This is a genomic window from Lysinibacillus sp. FSL R5-0849, from assembly GCF_038595075.1.
Classification (GTDB): Bacteria; Bacillota; Bacilli; order Bacillales_A; family Planococcaceae; genus Lysinibacillus; species Lysinibacillus fusiformis.
In genome coordinates this window covers 1,800,145-1,811,599 of sequence record NZ_CP152004.1, presented here as the reverse complement: position 1 = coordinate 1,811,599, position 11,455 = coordinate 1,800,145, and the positions used below count along the sequence as shown (strand labels likewise).

The 11,455-nt window shown below is 39.1% G+C and carries 13 protein-coding genes; 3 read left to right on the top strand and 10 right to left on the bottom strand.

Translation table 11 applies throughout. The features are described from left to right. Nucleotides 1-3: 3 nt before the first annotated feature. The 10 genes from MKY80_RS08605 to MKY80_RS08560 form a co-directional block, all read right to left on the bottom strand. A complete protein-coding gene (locus MKY80_RS08605; RefSeq protein ID WP_090001852.1) occupies nucleotides 4-2,238 on the bottom strand; it encodes a YheC/YheD family protein in 2,235 nt (744 codons plus the stop codon). A 79-nt stretch (nucleotides 2,239-2,317) separates the two neighbouring features. After that, nucleotides 2,318-2,749, bottom strand: a complete 432-nt coding sequence (locus MKY80_RS08600) for a hypothetical protein (RefSeq protein WP_008175697.1) — start codon at nucleotides 2,747-2,749, stop codon at nucleotides 2,318-2,320. 158 nt (nucleotides 2,750-2,907) lie between these two features. Beyond that, the gene (locus MKY80_RS08595; protein WP_096364160.1) at nucleotides 2,908-3,570 is read right to left on the bottom strand and encodes an HAD family phosphatase; all 663 of its coding nucleotides are present in this window, start codon (nucleotides 3,568-3,570) and stop codon (nucleotides 2,908-2,910) included. 25 nt (nucleotides 3,571-3,595) lie between these two features. Next, the gene (locus tag MKY80_RS08590; RefSeq protein WP_342532560.1) at nucleotides 3,596-3,829 is read right to left on the bottom strand and encodes a hypothetical protein; all 234 of its coding nucleotides are present in this window, start codon (nucleotides 3,827-3,829) and stop codon (nucleotides 3,596-3,598) included. 18 nt (nucleotides 3,830-3,847) lie between these two features. Next, nucleotides 3,848-4,219: a multidrug efflux SMR transporter gene (locus tag MKY80_RS08585; protein ID WP_342532559.1), complete on the bottom strand. Its 372-nt coding sequence runs from the start codon at nucleotides 4,217-4,219 to the stop codon at nucleotides 3,848-3,850. Between the two features lie 12 nt (nucleotides 4,220-4,231). Continuing rightward, nucleotides 4,232-4,555, bottom strand: a complete 324-nt coding sequence (locus MKY80_RS08580; protein ID WP_008175689.1) for a multidrug efflux SMR transporter — start codon at nucleotides 4,553-4,555, stop codon at nucleotides 4,232-4,234. A 43-nt stretch (nucleotides 4,556-4,598) separates the two neighbouring features. Continuing rightward, the gene (locus tag MKY80_RS08575) at nucleotides 4,599-4,811 is read right to left on the bottom strand and encodes a helix-turn-helix transcriptional regulator (protein WP_008175687.1); all 213 of its coding nucleotides are present in this window, start codon (nucleotides 4,809-4,811) and stop codon (nucleotides 4,599-4,601) included. A gap of 11 nt (nucleotides 4,812-4,822) precedes the next feature. Beyond that, nucleotides 4,823-5,461 carry a DUF2975 domain-containing protein gene (locus MKY80_RS08570; RefSeq protein ID WP_008175685.1) on the bottom strand — a complete coding sequence of 213 codons (639 nt, stop codon included), beginning with the start codon at nucleotides 5,459-5,461 and terminating at the stop codon, nucleotides 4,823-4,825. A 135-nt stretch (nucleotides 5,462-5,596) separates the two neighbouring features. Further along, a complete protein-coding gene (locus tag MKY80_RS08565; protein ID WP_008175684.1) occupies nucleotides 5,597-7,114 on the bottom strand; it encodes an ABC transporter permease/substrate-binding protein in 1,518 nt (505 codons plus the stop codon). After that, nucleotides 7,107-8,060 carry an ABC transporter ATP-binding protein gene (locus MKY80_RS08560; protein ID WP_089984941.1) on the bottom strand — a complete coding sequence of 318 codons (954 nt, stop codon included), beginning with the start codon at nucleotides 8,058-8,060 and terminating at the stop codon, nucleotides 7,107-7,109. The genes MKY80_RS08565 and MKY80_RS08560 overlap by 8 nt, the downstream gene beginning before the upstream one ends. A gap of 274 nt (nucleotides 8,061-8,334) precedes the next feature. On the opposite strand from MKY80_RS08560, the gene MKY80_RS08555 reads away from it, so the two are divergent. The 3 genes from MKY80_RS08555 (at nucleotide 8,335) to MKY80_RS08545 (ending at nucleotide 11,197) form a co-directional block, all read left to right on the top strand. After that, entirely contained in the window at nucleotides 8,335-9,729 is a 1,395-nt protein-coding gene (locus MKY80_RS08555) for a hypothetical protein (protein ID WP_239354467.1), read from the top strand. A gap of 156 nt (nucleotides 9,730-9,885) precedes the next feature. Then, a complete protein-coding gene (locus MKY80_RS08550) occupies nucleotides 9,886-10,644 on the top strand; it encodes a glucosaminidase domain-containing protein (RefSeq protein ID WP_008175677.1) in 759 nt (252 codons plus the stop codon). A 109-nt stretch (nucleotides 10,645-10,753) separates the two neighbouring features. Next, complete coding sequence (locus MKY80_RS08545; protein WP_342532556.1) at nucleotides 10,754-11,197, top strand: hypothetical protein; 444 nt, start codon at nucleotides 10,754-10,756, stop codon at nucleotides 11,195-11,197. The last annotated feature ends 258 nt before the right edge of the window (nucleotides 11,198-11,455 follow it).

Below are 11,455 nucleotides of genomic sequence, written 5' to 3'. Positions count from 1 at the left end.
TGATTATTCTTCTTTTAATGTTTGGTCCAAATATTTCACCGTTTCAAACATATTCGTTTTACTAGCACCCTTGACGAGAATCGTATCATGAGGTTTGATGAGTTTATCTAGCAGTGCATGCAAGGCATCTTTATTAATAAAATGGTGTACCCTAGCTGGGTCCATACCCATTTCAATCGCTGCATTGCTCATTTCATCTGTCCTAAATCCATAGGTAATGAATTCATCAATGCCTTCCTCGTAAATATACTCGCCAACCTTCCGATATTCTTCTTCCCTCAACACGCCAAGCTCACGCATTTGTCCAATAATCGCCACTTTACGTTTCTTAGCAATATTCGTCAATACATCAATAGCTGCTCGGACTCCTTGTGGATGGGAGTGAACCGTATCATCTATAACCGTAATATCATCGCGCAAGTTATAAATCGTTAAGCGTCTTGGTGGCTTTTTAAAGTTGAGCCCCGCCTGAATATCCAATGGACTAAACCCTAAATAATCTGCTACTGCTACAGCATTAAGGGCATTGTAAACATGATGCTCTCCCAGAATAGGAATATACAATTCTATTTCTTGCCCATGCAGCTTCATTTTAAAGGACATGCCAATATCCTTATACTGAAGATCATATGCTCGGTAATCAGCATCTCTTTTTATACCTACCGTTAGCATTTTCCCTTTAAATTGCTGTGTCTCTAAAAATCTTGAATTATCATCATCTTTATTCAATATTAATAGCCCTTGTTGATCCATCCCATGAATCAATTCAGATTTCGCCTTTGCAACGCCTCTTACATCCCCATCAAAGTTACCTACATGGGCTAAACCAATATTCGTCACAATACTAATATTCGGTTGAATGATGCTACAGTGATTCGTAATAATACCTGGATAGGCCATGCCATACTCTAATACGACAGCCTGATGGGAATCATTAATTTCTTCCTTATGCTTTTTTGTATGCTCTGTCGTATTCCAATAATCCTTTGATTCAAACACATTCCATTGTTTTGATAAAATCGAACCGACAAATGCTTTGGTTGTTGTTTTTCCCGCACTTCCCGTAATCGCAATAATAGGAAGGTTCTTTTTGATCTCCACTGGATTGCTTTTCTGTTGAACAATCTCCTTTTTGACCTCCACTGGATTGCTTTTCTGTTGAACCATTTTCTTTTTTACACGTTTTGGATTTTTTGCAAGATACATCGCATAGCGGATGGAATTAATCACGACATCTAATTCTAAATAAAAAGCAGGAGGACAGCCTGGGCGCCAATTTACCTCATACATCCAAATTTTTTGTTGTTGATCTAAACCGACATCAATGCCAATTTCATCAATGACTTCCCCAAATTTCTCCATTTGTATGTCATCTAGATGATGAGCCAGTGCTAAAGAGAAATGCTCGAGCATTCGCCGAATGTTGTAGGCTTCTTCCTTGAACTCTTGCTCTAAAAATGGATCTAAGTAATTGGTGAATCCGCCATTGTTAATATTCGGGATGATAGAGCCATTTGGAGCAATCCGAGGATAAACAGTCGTCACCACCCATTTACCTTCCCCATTCTTTTGGACATGCAGACGGAAATCATATACTTGGCCTGCCTTTGTAATCGATTGAATATAAGGCTGCATAATAAAAGTACCAGACGCTAGCTGCTCTTTTAACAAAGCATCTAATTGAGGCTTTGAATAGATTGTGTTCGTACTATCCTTTTTAACCTCAAAATTCTTCGGTCCCGCCTTCGTAATAAAATAAATTCCTTTTCCTTTACGTCCATCAATCGGCTTAAAGACAACCCTTTTATAATAATTAATGAACTTATGAAATACATCAGCATCCTTGACAATTTCAGAAGGAATCAAATACTGTTCGAATTCCTTGGCTTCCTTTAATCGCTTCATTACATTCCATTTATTCCCTATCGAATACGTCGTAAAGGGAATTTCTTCTTTTAAGCGATCAATAATCTCCTTGGACACAGATAGCTTCTCGGGACTCCCCGCATTATAAATAACATCTGGAAAAGGCATTGTTTTCTCCTGCCACTGCCCATCCTCATAAACCTTAGCTCGAATGGAACGTTTTGCAAAATCAACACTTTTAGGTGTAAAATAGAAAAACTGTGCCCCTTCTGCCTTTGCAACTGCTGCATACGCATAAGACTTGAGAACTGTCGTTGGATCAAGCCGATGATGCAGCATACCAATAATCGTCATAGCTAAACTTCCTTTCATTAAATTCTCTCTCTATTACATTCACACTTAATCCCTTTCATATAGACAGATGCTCTAGCTCTAGTAGTTTAATATGAGGCTACCATTTAGGCTCTATGATAAATTTCCCTTTTAGCATATCTGGCTTTAATAGTTGTATCGCTGAAATGCCACTAAGTTCAATGGATTTTTCTGTACTCGTTTTTTCTAGCCTCACAACATCTGCAAGGAAATTTGTATCGTTCCCCTCATAGTCAAAGGCGCGCAGCAATGACACCGTGCCACGATATCGATCCTTATCGACATCCTCTATACGGAAAAATTCCGTTTCAAAATTCTTTACCGTATCCATTAACCTTAAATGAGCGCCACTATTGGTAATTAAAAAAAACGGAATCGTATCACTCCCAACTATTTTGACAAGCAGCTGACCGAAATATTTAGAATGAAAATCCATCATAATATCCTGAAGATCCTTCAAATCGCATAAAGCTTCGCATAAAAAATGATTTCTTTTTTTCTCACTATTCAAATTGTAGCCCCCTTTCTAGTCTGAATAAGTATCTTGGTCCCCGTAAGTTGCCCTCTCGTTATAATATGTAGCGATCAATAATATGACGACCTTTTCACAAAGAAACTAAAAAAACCTCTACCATTCGAAATGAATGGTTAGAGGTTCGAAGCATTTCATTATTTGACAAAGCATGCCAGTAGACCTTCTAAATCATATTGTTCCAAGGTATCTATTGTATGATGACCTGTAGCAAAGGGTAATTGCTTGGTGATGGTATTGGGAATAACTACCGTATGAAGCCCTGCTGCCAAAGCTGCACGTGCTCCATTCGGCGAATCCTCCATAGCGATCGCTTCACTAGCACTTACTCCTAACTGTTCAAGCGCCTGCAAATACAGCTCAGGATCAGGCTTAACATTTGTCACCGTATCAGCCGTACAATAACAATCAAAAAACTCGCGTATCCCTAGTGCCTCCACAAACCGATCAATCCATTGACGACTTGAGCTACTAGCAATACCCATTTTTAAACCCGCTTCCTTTGCTTGCTGCAAAAGATTTAAAATACCAGGTCGTATCACTTCCAATTCCATCAGCTCCGCATGCTTTGCTTGAATAGATGTACGAAATGCCTCCACATCCAAACCCATGTGATGATGTGTCACGAGATAAGTATAAGGATTAAAATCTTGAAGATTTGTCCCAAGGCATTTTGCATAAGTCTCTAACGATAATTCCACACCATATGATGCATAAGCATCCTTAAAAACCGTATACCATGCTGTTTCTGTATCAATAATCGTCCCATCAAAATCAAAAATAATAGCCTTCATTAACATCCTCCTCCCCTAAACAGGTAATCTGCTATTCTCGCAGGCTTTCTGGCAAAGTGCCTGCTCTATCCGGCACTTTGACTGCTCTATCCCTCACTTTGCCAGTTCTATCCGGCACTTGACCAGTTCTATCCGGCACTTGGCCCGTTCTATCCGGCACTTTGCCTGCTCTATCCCTCACTTTGCCAGTTCTATCCGGCACTTCGCCTGTTCTATCCGGCACTTGGCCAGTTCTATCCGGCACTTTGCCTGCTCTATCCGTCACTTTACCTGCTCTTTCCCTCTATTCCTGCAGGCTATCACGCTCTTCCACTTTGCTATCGGCCTCTCTGCCATTTCGATCTCCTTGATTCAGCAAAATCACGCCGCCTATTATGAGGGCGATCCCAAGTGCAGAGTAGAGGTTAAACAAATCGTTCCAAATGACAATGCCTACAATCACCGTCAAGGCGGTACCGACACCTGACCAGATGGCATAGGCTAGGCTTAATGGCAAGGTTTTCAAGCATAGGGATAGGCTGTAGAATGATATTCCATAGCCAAGTGCCACCGCTACAGATGGTTCTGGAACAGTAAATCCATCCGATAGCTTCAGCATAGTTGTCGCAAAAACCTCACTAATAATCGAAAGTGTTAAAAATAAATAGCCTTTCATGGCGTTTGCCTCCTAATGACCACCCGCAAGATTGAGCACCACGACACCTACAATAATACAAAGAATCCCTAGTACCTTCTTACGATTGAATATTTCCTTATACAGCACAACCCCTACAATGGCTGTTAGTGCTGTGCCTAACCCTGCCCATATTGCATAGGCGGTGCCAATGGGTATGGTTTTTAAGGTTAAGGCTAAACAATAAAAGGCCGTTCCATAGCCGACCACCACACCGAGAGATGGCCAAATACGGGAGAAGCCTTCGGTGCGCTTGAGCATGGAGCTAGCAAAAACTTCTGCTACAATGGCGATGAATAAAAAACTGAAAACCTTCATTTAAGGAAAACCCTTTCTTGCTACTATGTTTAGATGACGAAAATTAATCTTCATCCTCGACATACTCTAATATATCTCCTGGCTGGCAGCCCAAAGCCTTACAGATGGCATTTAAGGTAGAGAAACGCACGGCTCTTACCTTGCCTGTTTTTAAATTTGAAAGATTGACGATCGACACATCAACCTTCTCTGCAAGCTCACTTAGCTGCATTTTACGATCCGCTAGCATCCGGTCTAAGCGAATAATTATAGTCATATTTTCACTTCCTAAGCTGTTGCATCATATTCATCTTGGAGAAAAGCACCGTAACGGAAAATACGAGCAATGGTCCAAATCACCAAGCCACAAAGTAATAGTGTCCAATTAATGCCTGTGAAATGATAGCTGATCCCTGTAATAAAATCTGTCTTTACCAATAGTGATTCAAGCTTAAATGGTTGCATCATTAGATAGACGATATATGTACGGAATGCATTCACAGTTAAGCTCAAGACTATCACACAATACGCAATTCTTTCTATTTTTTTACTATTATCTAGTGAAAATATGATCCCTTTTGATAAATTATTTAAAATATTCCTTACTTGAACAACCATCAAAAATAAAATAGTTATGTATATTGTAGCAGTTAATACTAATTTCACGACATCTATTTTGGAGTAGTGCATATCTTGAACTGTCTGCTCGGACAGCAGCATTTCCAGCCCCTCAAAATGGATGGAAGCTGTCACACTTGCCTTGGCTAACCAACCATTTACATCATTTTCTGACACAATCATTACGCCAACCAAAATAACTGCCATTAACGCCATGCCCAAAATCATAAGAACTATGATGATTGTAAAAATCATACGAAGCCCCTTTGTCAACAATTGAAATTCTTTACTTTGAATCGTTTTCTCCATTGTCAGCATCCCCTTCCCTCTATTTCATTATACAGTTTCTATTATCTCTATCCATAATAAATTAACGTTTATCATTAAATTATTTATGATAGAAATAAAACCCTCTTGCATACTAATGCTCGAGGGTCCTATCGTTTATTTCAGTAAGCCGGCATTTACTAGATACTCATTGGCTACTTCTGCTGCTAGCTTTCCTTCTACATTCACTTGATAATTCATTTCTCGCATTTCATCATCTGAAATTTGATCAGCCAGTTTATTTAAAGATGTTTCAATCTCTGGATACTTGATCAGTGTTTCTTGCCGTAATAACGGAGCTCCTTGATAAGGGGGGAACAGCGCTTGATCATCCTCTAATACGTGGAGCTTATATTGACGAATTTCACTATCCGTTGAATAAGCATCGAGTAGGTTGATATCTCCCGATTCAATCGCTTGATAGCGTAGCTTAGGCTCCATAGTTGCAATAGAGGGAAACGCAATATCATAGCGCTTTTGAATACCAACATAGCCATCTTCACGATCATTAAATTCTAATGTAAACCCTGCCTTAACAGCTTGTTCTATCGATTTAAGGTCCGAAATAGTTTGGAGCTGATACGTTTCAGCCAAATCCTCCGATACTGCTAACGCATACGTATTGTTATAGTTCATTGGGCTAAGCATAACCATATCAAATTGCTTTAGCATCCCATCTTTCGCCTGCTGATAGACATCTGCCTCACTGTTATTAATGGCTTCCTGCTTTAAAAACTCCGAGATGGCTGTGCCTGTAAATTCTGGGTATACATCAATACTGCCAGACTTCAACGCATTAAATACAAATGAAGTTTTTCCAAGTCCTGGCTTTAATTGCACCGTTAAGTCTGTATCCTGCTCAATTAATAACTTATACATATTGATGAGAATTTCAGGCTCCGCTCCGAGTTTTCCAGCGATAACAATTTCATCTTGGTCTTTGTTATTGAGAAGCGGAAGGCAGATCATCATCAAAGCCGCAATACTGACGATACTTACAGTTATTACTGTTTTTCTGAATGATAGCGATTCAAGCTTTTTCAGTAAAACATCGAAGATCAACGCTAATATCGCAGCGGGCACAGCCCCTAAAATAATGAGTGCGGTATTATTACGATCAATGCCTAGTAAAATAATATCCCCTAAACCACCTGCTCCAATTAAAGCAGCTAATGTGGCTGTTCCAACAATTAACACCATCGCTGTTCGAATACCAGCCATGATGACAGGCAAAGCAAGAGGCAATTCAACCTTCAATAAACGTTTAGGCGTGTTCATGCCCATTGCCAAAGCTGCCTCCTTCAATGAAGGGTCCACTTCCTTAATGCCTGTATAAGTATTTCGGAGAATCGGTAACAGTGCATAGACCACTAAGGCAATGATGGCAGGAACTTTCCCAATCCCGAATAATGGAATTAATAACCCAAGTAACGCTAAAGATGGAATCGTTTGTAGCACGGCACTCATACCAATTATCGTTTCTGCTATTTTCTTTTTATTGGTTAAATAGATACCTAGAGGAATGGCAATAATGATAGCAAAAAATAGAGCTATGAAGGAGATTTGTATGTGTTCGAGTAAGGCTGACAGAAGCTGTCCCTTTCGTTCCTGAAACATTGCTACAAAATTAGTCATGGCCTCGACCTCTTTCCTTGAAATCCTTTGCTACATATTGCAGTATAGTTGTTCGAGTCACCATACCAATCATCTCTCCATCCTCTTCCACGCCAAGAACGCTATGCTCTGTCAGTTTTTCAAGAATCGTTGTGATCGGCTCATTGATAGCAATAGTATCCCCTAGCTCACCAACACTTACGATTGGTTGCATAACCGTCCGAATATCAAACCTATTGTGAACTGGATTTACCCCTATAAATTGTTGGACAAAATCATTCACTGGATTTTCTACAATTTCCTGAGGAGATCCAACTTGAACAATTTCTCCATCTTTCATGACACATAGTCGATCACCTAGCTTCAATGCCTCCTGCATATCATGCGAGACAAAGACGATGGTTTTTTGAATCTTACGCTGCATATCCAATAGATCATCCTGTAACTTCGTACGACTAATGGGATCTAATGCACTGAAAGGTTCATCCATCAAAATAATTTCTGGATCAGCCGCCAATGCCCGAAGAACGCCCACTCTTTGCTGCTCCCCTCCAGATAACTCCTTTGGCTTGCGCTGACGATACTTTTCAGGCTCAAGCCCTACCAATTCCAAAAGCTCTTCTACTCGCTTTTGAATTTTTGTTTTACTCCATTTTTTTAATTCTGGAACAATCGCAATATTCTCTTCAATGGTCATATGCGGAAAAAGAGCAATTTGTTGTAACACATAGCCAATACTCCAGCGTAACTCGTGAATATTATAATCACTAACTCTTTTTCCATTTATCCAAATAGTGCCTTCCGTCAATGGAATTAATCGGTTAATCATCTTCAATAAAGTAGTTTTGCCACATCCACTCGGGCCGATAATAACAAAGAATTCACCTTTTTTAATCTCCACATTGAGGGCTTTGACAGCCACATGGTCGTTACTATACATTTTTGAGACATTATCAAATGTTATCATCTGCCAGCTCCTTATAATTCGCTAATGACATAGTAAATTCATATTCGTCTATATATTTCACAAATAATAGCCCTTCCAAACATCTTTTCGAAAGCTAGTTGGTTACCCTCACCTCCAACTTCTCAGCAATTGGTAACAATGGTCATAAAACCTCTTTAAGATTTATAATAGCATTTTATTCCCAATTGCACATAACTCTACCAATCTACTAAATTGACTGTTAATTCCTCCGTATGAGAAGATAAAAAAAACGGCAATTGGGAGGTAGTGAACTATGAAGAATGTCTTTCAATTTATACCTATTAACAAACTGGCTGATAAGTTTCCCGAAAACTCTTGGTGGGCAAGCCATTACACGGATTTTAGTGAGAACGACCTTGTTGCGTACTATGAGGGAGATTTGAAGCTTCCTTTTCTTGATTTGGATTGGGACATTCCTTTCCCACAGCAAGACAATGTGATCATTATTTTTATTGATGGTCATTTGACGGTAGATCATTTATACAATGCAGAAACGGATGGTGCAATAGGACTGATGGTAATGGGCAATTTGACAGCTAAAAATATAGCTGTAGGTGGTCAGGAAATCTATGTTCACGGACATCTGACAGTAGAGGATATTTTGTGTGGCTCCTATAATCATGGGGAAACGATTGTCAATGGTCATCTTCAGGCAAACGTATTAGTTCAAGACGATGAGTATCGCTTTAACGTTCATGGACAGAAGTCACTGCAATGTATCGTCAACATTTGGCACGGAGATGGCGTTTTTCAGGAACTCCCTATCCGTATACAAGATGTGTTAATTGACGAGGTTTTTTATGATATGGATGACGATGAAGAAGAGATTGAATTTTCATTCGTCACATTGGTGAGTATCCTTAAAGAAGGACGCTCCGCACTGACTAATTTACAGGAAATCCCCCACATCAAGAAGGCAACTCATGTATATTTTACGGACCATCACATCGATGTGGAAAATATACTAAAGCTAACAAAGTGTATTTTGATGACTGGAGACAAGCCTTATTTTGACCTTGAGGAACATGGTGTGCATTTCACTGTTCAGCGAGCGCATATCGATGATGACGGAGACAAGACGAATGATAGCATTTATATGAAAACCTCCCAGTATCATTATTTTATTTGGCTCAATGAAGATCAAACCGTCTCCCTATTGAGAAAATCATTCGATGAAGGAGATGAATGGTGGGACATTACGGATTTACCTCAGGACAATTTAGTGGATATTCAGGATCACTGGATTATGTTATTAACTTGTGTAAATGTCGCTACCCTCTATGTGCCTAAAATCGAGGTACAATATGTAGAACGAATTTTACAACATCCAGAAATTCAAGGGCTTGACGAGGATGACGATGGTTTCTGGGACGGTTCTAAATATTATAGTTTCCGTCAGGCCTATACGGATGAAGATGGTGATTTTATTCATGCTCGTATTGAAATTAGGACGCCTGATGAAGCGTATTATTTTTATTCATTAGAAAATCCATCCTATGTTTCTCGACACTACCAACCACCTAACCATTTTGGTCGCCAAGAGATAGCTTTTTTAAATACTAGACGCTGGGAGGCTTCCGAACAATATTTTGAGAGATTTAAACAATTTATGTCTCAAAATTTTAAGATAGACATTTTAGCGGAATGACATGGAACTATTTAACGTTCGCAACGTTCTATTAATGATACAAGCTATTTATATATACAGTTCTTTATTTCTCTTTCACTCTTTGTCATAATAAGAGATAGCTAATCTTTTAATAGAAGGGAGGGAGATGTGGTCACTACCAACATCAAGCCTACCATGAAATACGTAGTTAATTTTTTAAAAGGACTTATGATTGCTGTCGTTGTTATTTGTATTTCATTTTTTATGGTGACACAGTTGTTTAATACGACAGAAAAAGAAGAGCCTGTCGTCATTGATGATCGCCCGAGTGCGGAAGAATTTATCGGCGAAATCGCTGAAACTGCACGAAATCTTGGTGCCAATAATGACTTATATGCATCCGTGATGATTGCACAAGCTATTCTAGAAAGCGAGAGCGGACAAAGTGGTCTTGGCTCTGCCCCCAACTATAATCTGTTTGGCATGAAAGGCAGCTATCAAAATAATTCCGTAAAACTCGAAACGTCAGAGGATGATGGATCAGGTAATTTGTCGACCATTATGGCTGATTTCCGCAAATACCCTTCCTATGAGGCTTCTATGCAGGACTATGTAAAGCTAATGCGCAATGGTGTTTCGTGGAACAAGGAATTTTATGCAGGTGTTTTCAAAAGTAACACCAAATCCTATTCAGATGCGACAAAGTTTTTAACAGGCTCCTATGCCACTGATTCAAAATATAACGAAAAATTAAATTCACTTATCGCTCAATACGACCTACAACAATATGACAGCCCCGTAAAGAATAAGAAAACGATAACGGTCACGGATGGTGACTCTATAGTAGATATCGCCGAGGTCTATAATGTCAACGTGACTTCTATTAAACAGTGGAATCAGTTGCGGTCAGATCGACTTGAGGCTGGTATGCAATTAAATATTTATCACTATTAGTCGAAAATCTCCATGCTCAAAAATTGTGCGTGGAGATTTTTTGTGCGAAACCATTCTTTTTTTCAAACGTCCTTATGTAAAAATGAGGCAAGGAAAGGATAGGAATATAGTGACTCGTACACAACTGCTCAGCCTGATCATCATCAATCTAGTACTATTGCCAATCATTCAGCTTAGCTATAATTTATTATTTATGACTCAAATAGCTGAAAGTTTGTTTCAAATATTCCTGTTCCCACTATTCATTATTGTCTTGAACCTGTTCCTTTGTTGCTGGCGATTAAAAATATCATTTTATATCCATTGGATCTTTATTTATGTAGGACAAGGTACTGCATTAGCCTGTTATTTCGTGTGGCATTATAGTCAATTAACGCCCTTCCCACATATGCCTCTCGGTGAAGCAGCCTTTGATTTATACATGGTCACTTTTTTAATCGGGTTATGGCAGCTGGTCGCATTATTTATCATCAATATCTGTACGTTTATCGTTTACTTATTTTGGCAAACCATCCAAAATAATGACCATAAAAAAAAGCTTTATAGGATTTGACCTCATAAAGCAAGACAATAAATATGGACTGAAATGATTAGCTGGTGTATGACGGTTTCTATTTCAAACACACGCGTATCCTAACGCCCCTGTATGATTCTTTACTTGAAGCGCGTTTTTTTCCGTACATTGACCCAAAATTCCTCTCGACATATTTTTTGAAATTCTGCTTGTTTATCCTTCAAGCCGGTAATTGACGAGTGCTAATTCTTCTCTTAAAACGAAACGTAATAATTGTTGTTAAACTTGCCCCAACTG

Excerpts from the sequence above, each read along its gene's own strand:
- MKY80_RS08560 (WP_089984941.1), bottom strand. The coding sequence starts at position 8,060 with ATGATAACATTTGATAATGTCTCAAAAATGTATAGTAACGACCATGTG.
- MKY80_RS08555 (WP_239354467.1), top strand. The coding sequence starts at position 8,335 with ATGAAGAATGTCTTTCAATTTATACCTATTAACAAACTGGCTGATAAG.
- MKY80_RS08580 (WP_008175689.1), bottom strand. The coding sequence starts at position 4,555 with ATGAAGGTTTTCAGTTTTTTATTCATCGCCATTGTAGCAGAAGTTTTT.
- MKY80_RS08585 (WP_342532559.1), bottom strand. The coding sequence starts at position 4,219 with ATGAAAGGCTATTTATTTTTAACACTTTCGATTATTAGTGAGGTTTTT.
- MKY80_RS08570 (WP_008175685.1), bottom strand. The coding sequence starts at position 5,461 with ATGGAGAAAACGATTCAAAGTAAAGAATTTCAATTGTTGACAAAGGGG.
- MKY80_RS08550 (WP_008175677.1), top strand. The coding sequence starts at position 9,886 with ATGAAATACGTAGTTAATTTTTTAAAAGGACTTATGATTGCTGTCGTT.
- MKY80_RS08595 (WP_096364160.1), bottom strand. The coding sequence starts at position 3,570 with ATGTTAATGAAGGCTATTATTTTTGATTTTGATGGGACGATTATTGAT.
- MKY80_RS08605 (WP_090001852.1), bottom strand. The coding sequence starts at position 2,238 with ATGAAAGGAAGTTTAGCTATGACGATTATTGGTATGCTGCATCATCGG.
- MKY80_RS08565 (WP_008175684.1), bottom strand. The coding sequence starts at position 7,114 with ATGACTAATTTTGTAGCAATGTTTCAGGAACGAAAGGGACAGCTTCTG.
- MKY80_RS08575 (WP_008175687.1), bottom strand. The coding sequence starts at position 4,811 with ATGACTATAATTATTCGCTTAGACCGGATGCTAGCGGATCGTAAAATG.